At 44.8% G+C, this 18,871-nt stretch carries 18 protein-coding genes; 17 read left to right on the plus strand and 1 reads right to left on the minus strand.

The annotated features are described in order from the left end of the window. Positions 1 to 309 precede the first annotated feature (309 nt). The 10 genes from ARA78_RS13945 (at position 310) to feoB (ending at position 9,916) form a co-directional block, all read left to right on the plus strand. The gene (locus tag ARA78_RS13945) at positions 310 to 477 is read left to right on the plus strand and encodes a hypothetical protein (RefSeq protein ID WP_156329481.1); all 168 of its coding nucleotides are present in this window, start codon (positions 310 to 312) and stop codon (positions 475 to 477) included. A 101-nt stretch (positions 478 to 578) separates the two neighbouring features. Beyond that, entirely contained in the window at positions 579 to 725 is a 147-nt protein-coding gene (locus tag ARA78_RS13950) for a hypothetical protein (RefSeq protein WP_156329483.1), read from the plus strand. 233 nt (positions 726 to 958) lie between these two features. Continuing rightward, a complete protein-coding gene (locus ARA78_RS12340; RefSeq protein WP_055280615.1) occupies positions 959 to 1,936 on the plus strand; it encodes a TAXI family TRAP transporter solute-binding subunit in 978 nt (325 codons plus the stop codon). 124 nt (positions 1,937 to 2,060) lie between these two features. Beyond that, the gene (gltS, locus tag ARA78_RS12345) at positions 2,061 to 3,248 is read left to right on the plus strand and encodes a sodium/glutamate symporter (RefSeq protein ID WP_055273905.1); all 1,188 of its coding nucleotides are present in this window, start codon (positions 2,061 to 2,063) and stop codon (positions 3,246 to 3,248) included. 15 nt (positions 3,249 to 3,263) lie between these two features. Then, positions 3,264 to 3,458 carry a hypothetical protein gene (locus ARA78_RS12350; protein ID WP_004851427.1) on the plus strand — a complete coding sequence of 65 codons (195 nt, stop codon included), beginning with the start codon at positions 3,264 to 3,266 and terminating at the stop codon, positions 3,456 to 3,458. 126 nt (positions 3,459 to 3,584) lie between these two features. Continuing rightward, on the plus strand, positions 3,585 to 4,535 hold the full coding sequence (locus tag ARA78_RS12355) for a hypothetical protein (RefSeq protein WP_055280616.1): 951 nt from the start codon (positions 3,585 to 3,587) through the stop codon (positions 4,533 to 4,535). A gap of 99 nt (positions 4,536 to 4,634) precedes the next feature. After that, positions 4,635 to 5,309: a DNA alkylation repair protein gene (locus ARA78_RS12360; RefSeq protein ID WP_055280617.1), complete on the plus strand. Its 675-nt coding sequence runs from the start codon at positions 4,635 to 4,637 to the stop codon at positions 5,307 to 5,309. A 35-nt stretch (positions 5,310 to 5,344) separates the two neighbouring features. Continuing rightward, entirely contained in the window at positions 5,345 to 5,971 is a 627-nt protein-coding gene (locus tag ARA78_RS12365; protein ID WP_055280618.1) for a methylated-DNA--[protein]-cysteine S-methyltransferase, read from the plus strand. A 33-nt stretch (positions 5,972 to 6,004) separates the two neighbouring features. Beyond that, positions 6,005 to 7,420, plus strand: a complete 1,416-nt coding sequence (locus ARA78_RS12370; RefSeq protein WP_055147091.1) for an MATE family efflux transporter — start codon at positions 6,005 to 6,007, stop codon at positions 7,418 to 7,420. A 159-nt stretch (positions 7,421 to 7,579) separates the two neighbouring features. Beyond that, on the plus strand, positions 7,580 to 9,916 hold the full coding sequence (gene feoB, locus ARA78_RS12375; RefSeq protein WP_055280619.1) for a ferrous iron transport protein B: 2,337 nt from the start codon (positions 7,580 to 7,582) through the stop codon (positions 9,914 to 9,916). Between the two features lie 61 nt (positions 9,917 to 9,977). Here feoB and ARA78_RS12380 read toward each other — a convergent pair whose 3' ends face one another. Then, positions 9,978 to 11,282, minus strand: a complete 1,305-nt coding sequence (locus ARA78_RS12380) for an MATE family efflux transporter (protein WP_055280620.1) — start codon at positions 11,280 to 11,282, stop codon at positions 9,978 to 9,980. 195 nt (positions 11,283 to 11,477) lie between these two features. On the opposite strand from ARA78_RS12380, the gene ARA78_RS12385 reads away from it, so the two are divergent. The 7 genes from ARA78_RS12385 (at position 11,478) to ARA78_RS12410 (ending at position 18,871) form a co-directional block, all read left to right on the plus strand. Then, positions 11,478 to 12,356 (plus strand): AraC family transcriptional regulator, encoded by an 879-nt coding sequence (locus ARA78_RS12385; protein WP_015534040.1) that lies wholly within the window; start codon positions 11,478 to 11,480, stop codon positions 12,354 to 12,356. 101 nt (positions 12,357 to 12,457) lie between these two features. Next, positions 12,458 to 13,963 carry an AAA family ATPase gene (locus ARA78_RS12390; protein ID WP_015534039.1) on the plus strand — a complete coding sequence of 502 codons (1,506 nt, stop codon included), beginning with the start codon at positions 12,458 to 12,460 and terminating at the stop codon, positions 13,961 to 13,963. Further along, on the plus strand, positions 13,947 to 14,714 hold the full coding sequence (locus tag ARA78_RS12395; RefSeq protein ID WP_015534038.1) for a hypothetical protein: 768 nt from the start codon (positions 13,947 to 13,949) through the stop codon (positions 14,712 to 14,714). The genes ARA78_RS12390 and ARA78_RS12395 overlap by 17 nt, the downstream gene beginning before the upstream one ends. A gap of 39 nt (positions 14,715 to 14,753) precedes the next feature. Next, positions 14,754 to 14,885: a hypothetical protein gene (locus tag ARA78_RS14420; protein ID WP_278319472.1), complete on the plus strand. Its 132-nt coding sequence runs from the start codon at positions 14,754 to 14,756 to the stop codon at positions 14,883 to 14,885. A 94-nt stretch (positions 14,886 to 14,979) separates the two neighbouring features. After that, on the plus strand, positions 14,980 to 16,383 hold the full coding sequence (gene trkA, locus ARA78_RS12400; RefSeq protein ID WP_055147099.1) for a Trk system potassium transporter TrkA: 1,404 nt from the start codon (positions 14,980 to 14,982) through the stop codon (positions 16,381 to 16,383). Between the two features lie 23 nt (positions 16,384 to 16,406). Next, positions 16,407 to 17,906 carry a TrkH family potassium uptake protein gene (locus tag ARA78_RS12405; protein ID WP_055280621.1) on the plus strand — a complete coding sequence of 500 codons (1,500 nt, stop codon included), beginning with the start codon at positions 16,407 to 16,409 and terminating at the stop codon, positions 17,904 to 17,906. Positions 17,907 to 18,160: 254 nt separating this feature from the next. Then, a complete protein-coding gene (locus ARA78_RS12410; protein ID WP_015534035.1) occupies positions 18,161 to 18,871 on the plus strand; it encodes a response regulator transcription factor in 711 nt (236 codons plus the stop codon).

Here is an 18,871-nt window from a genome sequence, read left to right on the forward strand (position 1 = left end):
CGAATGATACAATTCAACACACATCATTTTAAACTCATAACTATAACGCATAAAAATACCCTCCTTACTGGTTGTCCAGTAAAGAGGGTACATATCAGACAATGACTCCGCCGTTTATTTTGTTTATATTCCGGAGTGCTCCGGCATTTGCAAGAAAATAAAATATGATAAAAATAATAAGCAGCAATACGGAGTTGACTTTTAAGTTTACTTATATACAATAGAAATGTGCCTTTTTATGCTGAAAATTTATATAAAGGGAGATAAAGAAAAACGAGAGACAGGAAAAATTACACATTTGTTACCGGGTTGAAGCGATTGGTTATTGCGGGGGTCGTTGCGGCGATGGTGACAGCATCTATGGGAAGTGTATGGGGAAATGGAGTTGTAACTGCAAGCGCAGCTACAGCCAAGGTCAAGATTGATAAGAAGGCATTCCCAGACAGCAAGTTCAGGCAACAAGATAACCAGACTTGATGTGAGTAAGAACAAAAAGATGAAGAAAGTTTACAGCTCTGTCGACCGGAAACACACCGAAACTCAGAACATTGTATTGTGGTAATAATAGCTTAAAGACCTTGAATGTAAGCAAGAGCAGAAGTCTTCAAAAACTGTTCTGCAAGCCTAACAAACTGACTAAGCTGGATGTCAGAAAGAATAAAAAGCTTACAGCGAAGGGCGGCATTATTGATGCAGATAAGGGCGTAAAAATTATAAAAAAGTAAATAATATAGCTCTCATAGACGGATTCAGGATGATTTTATAGATATAAAATACAATTATCCATATCATTTTGTTAAATATAGTTGTAAAATAACAATAATGATGTACATGGTATATGGACGGCGATAATAAAGGGCGATAAGCCCTTTATTTCGTGTTATACGGGCTTGTTGTATGGTGGTGGTAATAGCGAAGAGAAAGATCTTTCGCCAAGTCACGTAAGGAGGAAAATGAAATGAAACTGAAAAAGATAAAGAGGATGGTTGTAGCGGGAACAGCCATTCTGATGACACTTTCCCTTGCCGGGTGTGGCATCGGCAGTGATTCCGTGAAGCTGGGAGCCGCGGGAGTTGGCGGCGGATACTATGCGTTCTCCAACGCATTTGCGCAGATAGCATCCTCGGAGGATGAGGATCTTGATTTTGAGGTAAAGGCTACTGCAGGCTCCACGGCGAATATCAGGCTTCTGTCCGACGGATATGTGGACATGGCGATAGCCCAGGCGGATCTGGTGGATGCGGCCTACAACGGAACAGGCGCCACGGACAAGAAGAGGTACAGAGGGTACTCGGCAGTTGCCAGCCTGTACACTGAGGCGTGTCAGATTGTGGTGAGAGCTGACTCGGGAATAGACAGCTTGGATGATCTTCAGGGCAAGAAGATTTCTGTGGGTGAGGAGGAGTCCGGTACCCAGAGAAATGCAGAGCAGATACTTAAGATGACCGGCCTTGTGGAATCCCTTGTTGACACGGTTAATCTCGATTATGTGGATGCGGCAAATGAACTCAAATCAGGACAGATAGATGCATTCTTTTGTACAGCAGGTATACAGACCTCGGTGATCGAGGAGCTGTCTAAGGAATGTGACGTAAAGCTCATCGGAATAGATGACAAATGCAGGGACAGACTAAAATCCGTGTACGGCTTCTATACGGATTACACCATACCAGCGGGAACCTACGAGGGACAGACTCAGGATGTTGTGACACTCGGTGTCAGAGCAGTGCTCCTCGCCAGGGATGATATGGATGAGAAGATAGTGGAGGAGCTCACAGGACTTCTCTTTGAACATGCGCAGGATATCCAGTATTCAATAGCACTCACCTTCCAGATAGATGAGAGTGAGGCTGTGAAGAACGTGACCATTCCATTTCATGATGGTGCGAAAGCTTATTATCAGAAAAAAGAAATAGAGATCCCGGCTGAACAGTAGTTGTCAGCTGCTGATAATAAATATACTGAATGCGGAAAAGAATATATGCAGATGATATTGGGTAAATAGGTATCTGATCACGGATGTCTGCATGTGTATATAATATAGATAAGAGAGGTCTTACATGGAGATACAGATAGATATGTATCAGACACTGGCGGTGTCAGTTCTGGTACTTATATTGGGACAGTTTTTGAAGAAAAGAATTAATTTCCTGGAGAAATTCTGCATACCGGCGCCGGTCATAGGAGGTCTGCTTTTCGCAGTCCTGACCTGTGTGTGTTACAGTCTTGGCATAGCAGAATTTACATTTGACGATACGCTGAGAGAGGTGTGCATGGTATTCTTCTTCACATCCGTTGGATTCCAGGCGAATCTCAAGGTTTTAAAGAGCGGAGGAAAGTCGTTGTTCATATTCCTTGGACTGGTTGTGGTGCTTATAGTGTCCCAGAATTTTCTGGCACTCGGGGTGAGTAAGCTATTGCATCTTGATCCGCTTGTTGGACTCTGCACGGGATCTATACCTATGGTAGGTGGTCATGGAACTGCAGGAGCGTTTGGCCCGGTGCTGGAGGATTTTGATGTCAAGGGGGCAACAACTATATGCACGGCTGCGGCAACATTTGGACTTATCGCAGGAAGTCTTATAGGTGGCCCTATTGGCAAGAGACTCATAGACAGGAAGAAACTTCTGGATACTGCAGTTGCCGAGGACGACAGTATACTGGTTGAGGATGAGAAGAAACATGAGCGTCATACCAATATGTATGCGGCAGCAGTGTTTCAGCTCATCATAGCAGTAGGAATAGGAACCATCATATCGGAACTCCTCACAAAGACAGGACTTACATTTCCTATATATATAGGTGCGATGATCGCGGCTGCGGTCATCAGAAATATCGGAGAGTATTCCGGTAAGTTTGATATATACATGGGTGAGATCAACAACCTTGGTGGTATCTGCCTGTCACTGTTCCTGGGAATGGCGATGATAACCCTGAAGCTGTGGCAGCTTGCAGAACTTGCACTTCCGCTGATCATACTGCTCTCGGCGCAGCTCATACTCATGATGCTATTCACATATTTTGTTGTGTTCAACGTGATGGGCAGGGATTACGATGCGGCGGTTCTGTCCGCCGGAACATGCGGATTCGGTATGGGAGCAACGCCAAATGCCATGGCGAACATGCAGGCTATATGCGACCGCTATGTTCCTTCGGTCAAGGCATATCTGATAATACCGCTTATAGGAAGTTTATTTGCTGACTTCCTGAACAGCCTGGTAATTACATTTTTCATAAACATACTTTAGGGGGTATAACCAACTATGAGAGAAAAAAATAAAGAACAGCATAAAAAGCATCACAGATTCAACATGTCATTTGACAATCTGGCTATTCCTGAGGTGAACACAAAGAGCCATGATGACAATGAGGATAATGTGGGTGAGGATGACTCGTCTGTGACATATGACACGGTGGCAATCCCGGAGATCCACATAAGGAAAAAGAAAGACAAATAGTGATTAAAATCGTCCGGTTGTGTTAGAATACAGTCGGGCGATTTTGTATTAAGATTATTTTATTACTGACAGGTTAATCGATATTGCTGCGAAATTGACTTGTTATTGGATATATGGGGGTTGTATATGGGTGACAGCAAGGTGAAAAATGAGAATATGATTTTGGATTTTACTCACGTATATCGTGATGAGGATATAAAGGATATAGATAGATTCAGATACATAGATTGCTCTGATATACAAGAGACAGATATGTATTGTTCAAAAAATGCGTATGAAAAAATATGGGGCAGGATAGAGCCGTACGGAATCCAGGGTATACATTATATAGATTCGGGAAATTATCATTATATAACGAAGATTATAACAGATCATATAACCGAACCGTTTGGGCTGGTTATGTATGATCATCATACAGACATGCAGATACCTATGGTTCCAGAAATGATGAGCTGCGGAGACTGGGCGGGACAGACTCTTATACAGAATGAAAATCTAAGACAGCTGGTGGTTGTAGGTCCGCCGGAGTCAGATATAGAGCAGACTTTGGAAAGTTATAAAGGTTCCAAGGGGAGACAAGAAAATGTGGAAAGCTATAAATGTGGGTATAATGTACAAGAAGCTGAGTACGATGATTCGTATGATATTTCCCGGGATATCTCAAGCGAAAGACTGTTGATATTTTCTGCCAAAGACCTGCATGGTGGACTGCCTGAGGATAAGCTGAAACATATCAGAACAGATCTGCCTTTGTACATATCTATAGACAAAGACGTCCTCGGAACAGAATACACGGAGACGAACTGGAGTCAGGGGGATATGTCAATCGATGGACTTGAACGTCTGCTCAGTGTCTTTCTTGGCGGTCAGGGTGAAGAAAAAAATACAGACGCTTGTCGTAATGATGAAAGATATGCCGGTGGTATAAGACATTCAAGAATATTGGGTGTTGATGTATGCGGAGAGGTTCAGACAGATATTTCAGTGCCTGAATATCTTGAGGCGGAGGAGAAGAATGAGAAGGTCAATATCGAACTGTTTCGGTTTATATCGGAGCATGTGAAGAAATTCAGATAGTATTAGATATAATAGTTGTATACAATTATGAGTTAGAATAGAAAAATGTAGAAAATGGAAAACTAACAACGAGAAAATTAGAAAGCGTAAGGTGAAAATATGGAGGAGATTCAAAAGCATCTGTTTGAACTTCAGGATATAAAGTACAGAGATTTTCACAGCAGGCTTATGCCTGACACCGACAAGGAGACTGTCATAGGCATAAGAGTTCCCGTGCTCAGAAAATATGCGAAGAGTATAGCTGGAACAGAGCTGGAGGACAGATTTATTGATGAGCTCCCACACCAGTATTACGAGGAAAACAATCTTCACATGATGCTCGTAACCTGGATAAAGGACTATGATAAATGTCTATCAGAGGTAGAGAGATTTCTTCCGTATATAGACAACTGGGCAACCTGTGATTTCCCGGCACCGAAGTGTTTTGAAAAGCACAAGGAAGAATTGCTGCCGGTCATCAAGCGCTGGATCGCCTCAGGCGAGACATATACTATACGGTATGGAATAGGAATGCTCATGAGGCTTTATCTGGATGCTGATTTTGATCCTGAATATGTGAAGCTGGTGGCGGGAGTTGAGTCTGATGAGTATTATGTCAACATGATGATAGCATGGTACATGGCGACAGCACTGGCAAAGCAGTGGGATGCGGTCATTCCGTACATAGAAGAGCACCGCATGTCTGACTGGGTTCACCGAAAGACGATACAGAAGGCTGTGGAGAGTTACCGCATAACTGATGAGCAGAAGAAATACCTCAAGGGATACAGATAATTACATAATCGCAACACAGGAAAGGAAAAATACAAATGACAACAAGAGAGGAAGCTTTGGCATACGGTCTGTCGTTTCCTGACACGTATCAGGAGGCTCCATTTCACGATCAGAACTGGCAGCTTGTGAGAGTCAAGGGAAGCAAGAAGGCATTCCTTTGGACTTATGAGAGGGATGGATATATCAATCTGAATGTGAAGGCTGATCCGGAAAGCCGGGATTTCTGGAGGCAGGCATTTGAGTCTGTCATACCGGGTTGGCATCAGAACAAAGAACACTGGAACACTATCATACTGGATGGAAGTGTGCCAGAGGATGCTGTGAAGCAGATGATAGCGGATAGCTATGACATAGTAACCTACAGTCCGACAAAGAGGATCTACGATGCGGTGAAGAAGATTCCGAAGGGATGTGTTGCAACATACGGCCAGGTTGCGGAGATGGCAGGTGACAGGAAGATGGCGAGAGCCGTGGGCAATGCACTTCATAAGAATCCTGATCCTGAGAATATACCGTGTTACCGAGTGGTGAATTCCAAGGGTGAGCTTGCGGGAGCATTTGCGTTCGGTGGAGCAAATGTCCAGGCGGACCGCCTGAGGGCAGACGGCATAGAGGTTGAAAATGACCGGGTAGACCTGAAGAAATATGGAATGAAAAACTGAGTCGCAATACAGACAGAAAGGCAATACAGAATCATGACATCTGATAACACAAAGACAAATGAAAATCAGAACAATCCCCTTGGATATGAGAATGAGGCACATCTGCTCACAACCTTTGCCATACCGTGTATCATATCCATGCTGGTGACAGCACTTTATAATATAGTTGACCAGATATTTATTGGACACGGAGTGGGAATGCTTGGAAATGCTGCGACAAATATAGCATTTCCTCTTTCAACGGCATGTACCGCGATATCGCTTCTTCTTGGCATAGGAAGTGCGACCAGCTTTTCATTGAAGCTTGGTGCCGGAGATGAGAAGAAGTCGGCTGAGGCAGCAGGAAATGGAATCTGTCTCATGGCGATATTTGGCGTGGCACTTTTCCTTGTGACGACAATATTCCTGACACCTATGCTAAAGGCATTCGGCGCAACTGACAAGGTTCTGCCATTTGCACAGGAGTACACAAGGATAACAGCGATAGGTTTCCCATTCCTGATAGCGAATACCGGAATGAGCAAGCTGATCATGGCTGATGGAAGTCCGAGGTATTCAATGATATCCATGCTGACAGGTGCCATCATCAACACTATACTTGATCCGATACTTATATTCGGGCTCGATATGGGTATGCGCGGTGCGGCGCTGGCAACTATCACAGGACAGATCATATCATTTGCCATAAGCCTCAGATATATGTTCCATTTCAAGACAATACATCTTACCAGGGAAAGTTTTGTTATGCGAGGAGAGCCCTGCGGCAATATATTCAGATTCGGTGCGTCGGCGTGTTTCAATCAGATAGCCATGGCGATAGTCCAGGTTGTCATGAACAATACTTTGTCAAGATACGGAGCACAGTCGGTGTATGGAGGCGACATACCACTTGCGTGTTCAGGAATAATAAGCAAGGTAAACATGATATTCATGGCGATCGTTATAGGAATATCACAGGGAACCCAGCCGATCATAGGCTTCAACTATGGTGCAGGAAAGTACAGGAGGGTGAGAAAGACTTATCTTCTGGCGCTGGCAGCAGCATCGGCTCTGTCGGTGGTGGCATTTGCAGCATTCCAGATATTCCCCAGACAGATCATCAGCGCATTTGGAGAGGGAAGCGAGCTGTACTTCCAGTTTTCCGAGAGATATTTCAGGATATACATGTTCCTAACCATCGTAAATGGAATCCAGCCGGTGACATCAAACTTCTTCAACTCTATAGGAAAGGCGAGACTTGGTGTGTTCATGTCACTCACAAGACAGATACTATTTCTGCTTCCTCTCATCATCATATTCCCTATATTCATGGGAATCGATGGTGTCATGTATGCGGGACCGATAGCGGACGGAATAACTGCGATTGTCTGCGGTGTGTTTACGGTGAGGGAACTTAAGGAACTGATTTCTATAGACAGAGATGCACATGAAAAAGCCGTGAAAATATAGACGATAATCAGGATCTATATATTGTGCATAGAACTTATCGTGCTATAATTGAGAAAAATATCAATAAACATAAAGAGACGGCATTCGACAGACGATTTTGTGGTACTGAAAGACTGCGTGGATGAATCTGGACGAATGATGAAAGAAGGATAATCAATTATGACACTGAGAGATTTGAAGGTAGGACAGAGCGCCAGAATAAAGGCAGTTGGCGGTGAAGGAGAGCTAAGACAGCATTTTCTTGACATGGGTGTTATACCCGGTGCGGAGCTCACCCTTGTGAAGCTTGCTCCGATGGGCGATCCTATGGAGTTTCAGATCCATGGATATGAACTTACACTCAGACTGGCTGATGCAGAGCAGATAGATGCAGAGCAGATAGAGACAAGATCCAGAGCTCACACCAGAGTTGAGATCATAGAGGAGAAGGAACATCCAGGACTTGGCGAGGAAGGAAAATATCACGTCAAAGGGGATGGTGATCCGCTTCCAGAAGGAACAAGACTTACGTTTGCCCTGGTTGGCAACCAGAACTGTGGAAAGACGACTCTGTTCAATCAGCTTACAGGATCAAATCAGCATATAGGCAATTTCCCTGGAGTAACTGTCGACAGAAAAGATGGTCCGATAAGGGGCAGGGAGAATACTTCCGTGACGGATCTGCCTGGAATATATTCGATGTCTCCTTATAGCAGCGAGGAGATCGTGTCCAGAAACTTTGTGCTTGATGATCACCCAAAGGCTATCATCAATATAGTAGACGCTACTAATATAGAGCGAAATATGTATCTCACAATGCAGCTTCTTGAGATGGAGATACCGGTTGTCGTCGCACTCAACATGATGGATGAGGTCACAGGTAATTCGGGCTCCATAGATGTAAATGGGATGGAGGCAATGCTTGGAACCCCGGTTGTGCCTATATCTGCGGCAAAAAACGAGGGTGTGGATGAGCTTGTAAGACACGCCATACATATAGCCAAGTATCAGGAAAAGCCTGGAAGACAGGACTTCTGTGATGAGAATGAGTTTGGCGGAGCTGTTCACAGATGTATACATGCGGTGGCGCATCTTATAGAGGATCATGTAAAGGCGGCAGATCTGCCGCTTAGATTCGCTGCTACCAAGATCATAGAGGGAGATCATCTCATACTTGACAGGCTTGGACTTGATGAGAACGAGAAAGAGACGATAGAACATCTGATAATCCAGATGGAAAAAGAGCGAGGACTTGACCGGAGTGCAGCCATAGCTGATATGAGATTTAATTTCATAGAAAAGGTATGTGAAAACTGTGTAGTCAAGCCAAAGGAGAGCAAGGAGAGGATCAGAAGCGAAAAGATAGATCGCATTCTTACGGGTAAGTATACCGCAATCCCATGCTTTATAGGTATCATGCTGGCGGTGTTCTATCTGACATTTAACGTGATCGGAGCTGGACTTCAGAAACTTTTAGAGATGGGGATAGATGCACTCACGGTTCAGGTGGGAAAGCTTCTCACCGCAGCAAATGTAAATGTGGTGGTCAAGAGCCTTGTTATGGACGGAATATTTGCAGGAGTGGGAAGTGTGCTCAGCTTCCTTCCAATAATTGTTACCCTGTTCTTTTTCCTGTCGCTCATGGAAGACAGCGGATACATCGCCAGAGTTGCATTTGTCATGGATAAGCTGCTCAGGAAGATTGGACTTTCCGGCAAGAGTATAGTTCCGATGCTGATAGGCTTTGGCTGTACGGTTCCGGCCGTCATGGCAACCAGGACACTCCCGAGTGAGAGAGACCGAAAGATGACTATTCTGCTCACTCCATATATGAGCTGTTCGGCTAAGCTTCCTATATATGCGTTCTTTGTAAGCGCATTCTTTCCTGGAAAGGGCGGTCTTATTATGGCAGGGCTTTATTTCCTTGGAATTGCGATAGGAATAATTGTGGCTATGGTTTATCGGAGCACATTGTTTAAGGGCAATGCGGTTCCTTTTGTCATGGAGCTTCCAAATTACAGACTTCCGGGTGCGAAGAACGTAGGCCAGCTCCTGTGGGAGAAGGCAAAGGACTTTCTTCAGAAGGCGTTCACAGTTATATTTCTTGCAACTATATGTATCTGGTTCCTTCAGAGCTTTGATATGCACCTCAATATGGTGAAAGACTCGCAGGACAGCATACTTGCTGCGATAGCCGGACTTTTGGTGCCGATATTTAAGCCGCTTGGACTTGGCGACTGGAGAATATGTACGTCGCTCATAAGCGGTATCATGGCGAAGGAGAGTGTGGTATCCACACTTGAGATATTGTTTAACGGATCAGTGACCGCAGCTATCACAACCAGGGCTGCAGCATCGCTGCTCGTATTCAGCCTGCTTTACTCGCCTTGTATAGCAGCCATCGCCTCCATCAAGAGAGAGATGGGACATCGCTGGGCTGTCATGGTAGTGATCTGGCAGTGCGTTGTGGCGTGGTTTGCGGCATTTGTGGTGTATATGATAGGTGGAATTCTGTGATAAAAGCCTGGCGTATGTCTGGTCTGATACATTCTGGAATATGTCTGGTACTAGGGTATTATCACACCAGTTTCTTCTCCGTCCACTTTCCGCTTCGCCAGCGCAGGACCATACCAACTGCGCGCACACATTCGTCACAGGTAAGGCCTATGTAGGCGCCGGTTGCAAGGAGCCCAAGGTGCAGGCCGAACATCCATGTACCGCCGACAGCACACACGTACATAAAGACAGCTGCTATGACGGCCGGGAATACCGCATCTCCGCTGGTCTTTAAGGCCTGGCCGTAGACAAGGTTTGTAACTCTGCCAACCTCGAGGATGATGTCAATAGCAAGGAGCCTTGTGACAATATGTACCATGTCCGGGTTGTCGGTGAACAGTTTCATGGCCCATGGGGCTGTGACTGCAAATAAAGTTTCAAGACAGGTCGCCACGATCACACCGATGATGGCGGCCTTTTTGGTATCTCTTTTACATGCATCTATATCGCCGGAACCGATATGCCATCCTGTCATGATGGCATTTGCCTGGGCGAGCGCTGAGCCGACGCAGTAGGAGAAGTTGCTTATCTGGGTTGCGTAGGATCGTGCCGTGACATTTATTCCGTCAGTATCCATCTGGTTCAGGAACTTGACCACCAGCATCATGGCGACATTGTACAGAACGGATTCGAATGCAGATGGCAGTCCGACTCTGATGATCTGTGAAAGGACAGTTCTGTTAGAAAGCCTTTCGGGATTTTTTCCTGCTTTTACAAGGGTGCAGGAGAAAAAGATAACAATTGCAAGGTTGATAACCTTGGATATGACTGTCGCTGTAGCGACACCCTGCACCCCTTTATGCAGCGCAAAGAGAAATACTGCATTTAAGGCGAAGTTTACAAGGTTGCCGATTATGGTAGCGATGAGAGGCTGCTTTGTATGTCCAAATGCCCTGAGGTAGCTTGCAAATATTGGAATCAGCGCGTTCAGGAAGCACCCTCCGCCAACGATCTCAAGATAGCTCATGGCAGGTTCCCTGAGGTTTCCGGCTATTCCTATCAGATCAAGAATATTTTCGGAGAAAATGAACAGGAATATAGACATTCCCATACCTATGACTGAGTTGAATATAAGACCAAGCTGGCGTGCCTGATAAGCAATCCCAGGTCTGCCTGCGCCGATATTCTGAGTCATGACCGTCATCATGCCGGATGATATGATGGAGAACATGATGATGAACATTCCGATATAACTGTTGGCGGTTCCGACAGCACCCACGGCATAGTCGCCCACTGATGAGAGCATAAGTGTGTCAACCATGCCAGACAGCATATAGAATAGTGTTTCAAAACATATAGGTATAAAAAGTGCGGATAATTTCTTCATATAATCAGTACTCCTTTGGTGATGGGTATAAAATCATGAGTTATAACTAAATTGTATAATATCGCATTGATACCGCATGAATCTTGTACTATTTCAATTAAAAGTTGCACATATTCTACATATGAGTTAATATGACGAAGTTGCATGATATAAAAGGCAACGCAATATATAATAAATCAATATCAGGGGATAACAATGTACGCAGAATTAAAGGAAAATCATCCACACGGGACAAGAGAATATCCATTTTGTGAGTATCATATGAGATACTGGCCACATGCATTCCAGATCCCGGTTCATTGGCATGATGAGGTGGAGATAATATATGTAAGGAAAGGTCCACTTATGGTTGAGATTGATGGACAGAAATTTATAGGGGATGACGGAGCTGTATATATAGTAAGTCCGGGAGTGCTGCATATGATGGCCGCCCCGGAAACACCGGTGGATTATTTTACATTTCTGTTTCCGATGGAATTCATATCATTTCAGACCAAGGATGAATTGGAGGATGAGATATTTTTTCCTCTTAGGAATCACACACGGGAATTCAGACCTGAAGTGACGAATCGGAATCTGCTTGAAAAACTTATACCTATTCTTGATGAGTTGTCAGAGGAAAATGGGAAATTTGGAACACACAGACAGATACAGGTGAGAATCAGACTGTTGCAGGTTGTAGATCTTTTAGTGGAATACGATCAGCTTGAAGCGAAGACAGGGAGAGCGTCAGGTGGACTGGAAAAGGAGATACTTATATATATACAGGATAATTATCATGAGCACATAAGTCTTGCTGAGCTTTCTGAACATTTTCATCTGTCGGAAAAGTACATGTCAAGATTCTTCAGTGAGAGATTTCACATGACGCTCACACAGTATGTGAACTATGTTAGACTTAAGTATGCAAGGCATCTTCTCGAGTCCACAGATCTGTCGGTTACCGAGATTGCCATGAAATCAGGTTACCCAAATGTAAGTTATTTTATCAGGAAATTTTCTGCGGCGGTGGGAGAACCACCGTTAAGATATAGAAATGGTAAAGCTGTGAAAGATCAAAAAAACAGAATATAAAATTCGAAAAACTTGATGGCTGTTGACGGAAATTGGAGATAACAATATAATGGTAATACAGTTTTATGACGTTATATTAAGAGCATCTGAGGAGACCGTGAATGAGAATCAGACAATTTAGAGAAGACCACTGGGATAGGCTTCCCACGATAAGACTGCAGAAAGCGGTGCTTGACAACTTCAAGAGTGTGGAGCATGGAGAGATAGTATTTGCCTGTGGAAAGAAGTTTGTTCCGTATGGAACAGAATCAGATATATTGGGACTTTATGGACAGAACGGCTCGGGTAAGACGAGTTTTATAGAGGCGCTTGCCATACTGAAGCTTCTGATGATTGGAGCTGAGGTTCCGGCGGTGTATGCAGAATGTGTGGCAAAGGGTCAGGAGATGGCCAGACTGGAGTTTACATTTGACCTTCAGTACGAGGACGGACGCATCCGAAAGGTTGTGTACGAATTCCTCATGTCCGCCGTGGAGAATGAGACAAATAACGGATTCAGACAGTACGGAGGAGAGGATCAGAACAGTGGCCAGCCGAGCTACAGAGTCCGCATATCGGGTGAGAAACTGAGTATGTCAGGTGATTTTGAGGGCAGGAAGATGATACTTCAGCCTGTGATTGACACATGCACTGACGACATGCCGTTCGGGCCTGTATCGAAGCAGAAATATTTCATAACAAATGACAGAAAGTTCGTGGATGAGCTGAATGTGGTGAGAAGACTGGCGCAGGAAAAGTCGGCGTCGTTTATCTTCTCGCTCGGAACTGCAAAGGTGTGCGATGAGTGCGGGTTATACTCTGAGTTTTATCAGGTTATACTGGAGCTGGCGTACTACAGCCAGCTCTATCTTCATGTGGTAGACACGAAATCAACAGGATATATAAGACTCAACTACGGACTTCCGCTATACACACAGAGCGGTAAATTCCTTCTGAAGACGGATGTGCCGAACATCATGCCGGAGATAGTCTTCAGCGAGATAAAGAGCCAGTTTGAGAATATAAACATAGTCCTCAGCCAGATAGTTCCGGGACTTAATGTTGATCTTCACGAGCTGTCGCCTGCCCTCATGAAGGATGGCAGTATGGGACATGTGGTGGAGATAGTGTCCAGCAGAAATGAGACGGACATGAGTGTGTTCCACAATCAGGAGGCTGCGCCTGACGGAAGAGTGCACATGCCATTCAGGTACGAGTCCGACGGTATCCGCAAGATCGTGTCGGTGCTCAGTCTGATAATAGATGCGTACAATGAGCAGTCGTGCACGATAGCCATAGACGAGCTGGATGCCGGTGTGTTTGAGTATCTTCTGGGAGAGGTGCTGCAGACGTTCCAGGAGTCTGGCAAGGGGCAGTTTATATTTACATCGCATAACCTCAGACCGCTGGAGGTCATAAGCAAGGATTATATATATTTCACTACGACAAATCCGAGAAATAGGTATATTCGTATGAAGGGAATCGGAAGCAGCAACAATCTCAGAAATACTTATTTCAGGGAGATCGTGGTTGGAGAACAGGACGAGGAGCTGTATAGGAATACGAAGAGGTTCAAGATTGTATCGGCATTCAGAAAGGCAGGTATGGATCATGGGGAAACGACCTAAGAAGAAGATCTTCCTGTTCCTTGTCGAGGGAGTGTCGGACCGGAATGCTCTTGAGGTGCCATTTGGACAGCTTCTGGAGGATATAGATCCTGATATTGTTCTGGAATTTGCCATGCTCATGCAGGATGACGGAAGCTTTGGCGGTGATATAACCTCAAAGAATGGCATACATCCTGACAACATAGAGCGGTTTATAGATGAGATAATGGTCAGTCCTCTGCTAAAGAGGACGGGCCTGTATCCGAAGGACATTGTGGAGATAATTCATTTTGTGGATATGGATGGGGCGTACATAGATGACAATCTGGTCGTGACTGATGGGGGAAATGAAGACAAGCCGGTATACTACCCGGATATCATTGTGACGGCAAATCCGGATCACGTGAAGGAGCGCAATCTCTGCAAGAGTGCGAATCTGGATGTGCTCACTTCGCTGTCATCAATAAAGATAGGAAGTAAAAAGATAAAATACTCCGTATACTATTTTTCGAGCAACCTGGATCATTTCCTGTATCGGGATGCAAATTCAGATGAGCACGGCAAGGTGCGGAGGGCGGCGGAGTTCTCGATGAAGCATGAGACGTCGGGATCGCTGGAGCGTTTTTTTGAGGAGAATGAGACTGTGACTACAGATATGACTTATGGGGAGTCATGGGATTTCATAAAGAGTGGGGAAAATTCTTTGAAGAGGCACACAAATGTGAATCTGCTCATAAAGAGGCTTAAGGCTATTGCGGAAAATCACATATAAAATAAACTCATAACAATAAAACAGGAGACAGAAAAGGCTATGAAGAACAAAGAAGATGACGGAATCTACAGAAAACCCACCAAAGGTTTCAGCAAGAGAACAAATATGATAGTCGGCATAGCATTTGTCATATTTGTGCTGGTGTGCTGCATAATAAGACTGTTCGTGTAAGGTTTCAGTAAAGAAAAGTGGCAGGTGTTGATTTTTATATTTAGCATGCTATACTTGGCTTAGCTAATTGAAGGTAATCAAGGAGGATAAATCCGTGTTTGGTAGCAGATCAAGCAAGAAGACGGGATTGAAGATCATAATAGTGGGCTGTGGAAAGGTTGGCGTGGCCATACTCAAGCAGCTTGCAAATGAGGGGCATGATATAACTATCATAGACAAGGATCCCCAGAAGGTCGCAACATACGCAAATCAGTATGATGTTATGGGAATAGTTGGAAACGGAGCAAATCACAGCGTGCAGCTTGAGGCGGGAATACAGAACGCAGATTTGATAGCTGCAGTCACGTCGTCGGATGAGCTCAACATCCTGTGCTGTACCATAGCCAAGCAGGTCGGAGACTGCGCGACCATAGCGAGACTCAGAGACCCGGATTACAGCAAGGAGGCAAGCTATCTCAGGGAGAAGCTTGGACTTACCATGATCATAAACCCTGAGCTTGAGACTGCAATCGAGGTGTCGAGGGTACTGTATCTGCCAACGGCTCTTGAGATAAATTCATTTGCACACGGACAGGCGGAGATGACCAGGATAAAGATCCCTGAGAAGAATGTGCTGGACAACAAGAGCATAGCTGATCTCGGTAAGGATCTTGCAAATAAACAGAAGCCGATAAATATACTTATAGCGGCAGTTGAGAGAGCCGGGGAGTTCTATATCCCTTCCGGTGATTTTGTCCTCAAGGCCGGTGACATCATGTCATGTGTGGGAACACGGCCTATGTCCAGAAAATTCATGGAGCATATAGGCTTCAAGACTGCGAGAGTCAAAAACACCATGATAATCGGTGGAGGAAATGTCGCATATTATTTGGCTGGACAGCTCGTGAACATGGGAATATCCGTCAAGATCATAGAGGAGAACAAGAAGCGCTGTGAGGAGCTTTCAGTCCTTCTGCCGAGGGCGATAATCATAAATGGTGATGGAACGGATCAGGAGACTTTGAACGAGGAGGGTCTTGCGGAGACTGAATCATTTGTGTCCCTGACAGGAATCGACGAGGAGAATATACTTTTGACTCTCCACGCCCGCAAACATTCAAATGCCAAGACGATAACCAAGATAAACAGGAGCAATTTCAGAGAGGTCATAAACAGCCTTGATCTGGGAAGTGTTGTATATCCATGCAGTATAACTGCGGAGTCCATAGTCGCATATGTCCGTGCGAAGAAGAATTCCAACAGTAACAGCATAGAGACACTCTACCACATGTTTGACTCAAGAGCTGAGGCGATAGAGTTCCGTGTGGATGAGAAGTCGGAGGTGACGGATATACCGCTGAAGGATCTCAATCTCAAGAAGAACCTCCTCATAGCATTTATAAATCGAAACGGTTCGATCCTGCTTCCAACAGGTCAGGATTCTATACAGGTTGGAGATACGGCCATGATAGTCACCACTGAGACAGGATTTACGGATATAAGAGATATACTTGCTTAAGGCAGTTTGATTAGGAGAAGATTATGAATAATTCCATGATAGTATTTATACTTGGCCAGATCATAAGACTTGAGGGTCTGCTCATGATCATTCCATGCCTGACATCTCTCATATATCAGGAACATGAAATATTTGCGTTCCTTATAGTCATAATATCATGTCTTGTGATAGGAACGCTTATGACACTTAGAAAACCGGCAAATCAGACCATATATCTCAAAGAGGGATGTGTAGCCACGGCATTCAGTTGGATACTGCTCAGTATATTTGGCTGCATGCCATTTGTCATTTCAGGGGAGATCCCTTCATTCACAAATGCACTGTTTGAGACCATATCGGGATTCACCACAACGGGAGCCAGCATACTGAGCGATGTGGAGAGTATGTCACATGGCATGATGCTGTGGAGATGCTTTACCCACTGGATAGGCGGTATGGGAGTTCTGGTGTTCCTGCTTGCCATCATTCCGATGAACAGTGCGTCCGGTTCAAATATGAACCTGATGAAGGCGGAGAGCCCGGGGCCATCCGTTGGAAAGCTTGTTCCAAGACTCAAGCACACTGCCAGGATATTGTATGTTATCTACTTCGGAATGACGGTTCTGGAGGCCATTTTCCTTATGTTTGGACATATGTCATTGTTCGATGCTCTGTGTACGGCATTTGGAACAGCCGGAACAGGCGGTTTTGGAATAAAGAACGACAGCTTTGGAAGCTTCTCACCATATATACAGTGGGTTGTAACTGTGTTCATGATATTGTTTGGTGTGAATTTCAACTTTTATTATTTTGTGCTGTTCAGGAACATCAGAAAGGCACTTTCTATGGAGGAGGTCAGGACATATCTGCTGATAATACTCGGTGCAATAACGATAATAACTCTGAGCCTGATGCAGACTATGGCAAATATCGGAGATGCTATAAGACATGCGGCCTTCCAGGTGGCATCGATCATCACCACGACGGGTTACGCATCGGCGGATTTTGACCAGTGGTCACAGACCTGTAAGACGGTGCTGGTCATACTGATGTTTGTCGGAGCTTGTGCGGGAAGCACCGGTGGCGGTATGAAGGTGTCGAGACTCGTGATAATGTTCAAGACCGTTGTCAAGGAGCTGAGTTCGTATTTCCATCCGAAGAATATCAAGAAGATAAACATGGATGGCAAACCGGTGGAGCACGAGGTAGTCAGGGCGGTAAATGTATACTTCATCACGCTGATGGGAATATTTACCCTGTCTGTATTTCTTGTGTCCCTTGAGGGCAGGGATCTGGTGACCAACTTCACTGCGGTGGCATCGTGTCTCAACAATATAGGACCGGGTCTTTCCGAGGTAGGACCTACCAGAAACTTTGGCGGGCTGACGGGATTTACCAAGTATGTTCTGATGTTTGACATGCTTGCGGGACGACTGGAGCTCTTCCCATTGCTGCTCATATTCAATCCTGGCGTGTACAGGGACATGATCATGGGGGCATGGAGAGGCATAAAGCGAAGAAGACAGGAGAGAAGAGCGAACTGATAAATGTTATCATTACAAATGGCGGGCAGGTTATTGACATATGTTGGCAATTTGGATATACTCAGAAACAGTTAGACACACCTAACTATAGCTCTTCCAATCATTTTATAAAGAAAAGGCGGGGACTTCTCACATAGTGAGGGTTCCCGTTTTTTATGACTTAAATTTCCTTACAAAGAAGTTTAGAATGGAATAAAGATATGAGTATTTGTTATAATGTACATACATTTGGTGTGGATAAGGAGTAATGCGATATGGAGAACGAAAAAGAATCTGTAAAAGTACTTATAGTGGACGACGAGCAGGACATCAGAACGCTGCTCAATATATATCTCAAGAGACTTGGATACGATGTTGTGGAGGCTGCCGATGGAGTTGAGGCTGTCGAGACCGTGCGTGCGGACAAGGACATCGATCTCATAGTTATGGACATAATGATGCCAAAGCTTTCAGGTACTGAGGCATGCCAGCAGATCAGAGAGTTTTCATCTATCCCAGTCCTCTTCTTGACGGCGAAGACGAAGGAGCCGGATCAGAACGAGGCATACGATGTGGGTGGCGATGATTTCCTGGCAAAGCCATTCACCCAGAGCGAGTTTAACCGCAAGGTGAATGCTCTTATCAGAAGATACAAGGTGTACCGCGGAAAATCAGAGACCGATCCAAAGAATATCTCAGTCGGCAATATAAATATTGACTCATTTAAGAGGATTGTGATCAAGAACGGTGAGGTCATCAAGCTCACCGACAAGGAGTATGCACTTCTGTTCTTCCTGGTGGAGCACAGAGGAAAGCCATGGTCACTCGAGGCACTCTACGAGAATATATGGCAGGAGAAGTATCTTCCTTCATCTTCCAATACGGTCATGGTACACATACTCAGACTCAGACAGAAGATAGAGGACAACTCAGCGCAGCCTGAGATCATTAGGACCATATATGGAAAGGGATATCAGGTAGACTGA

This window comes from Coprococcus eutactus (assembly GCF_001404675.1).
Classification (GTDB): domain Bacteria; phylum Bacillota; class Clostridia; order Lachnospirales; family Lachnospiraceae; genus Coprococcus; species Coprococcus aceti.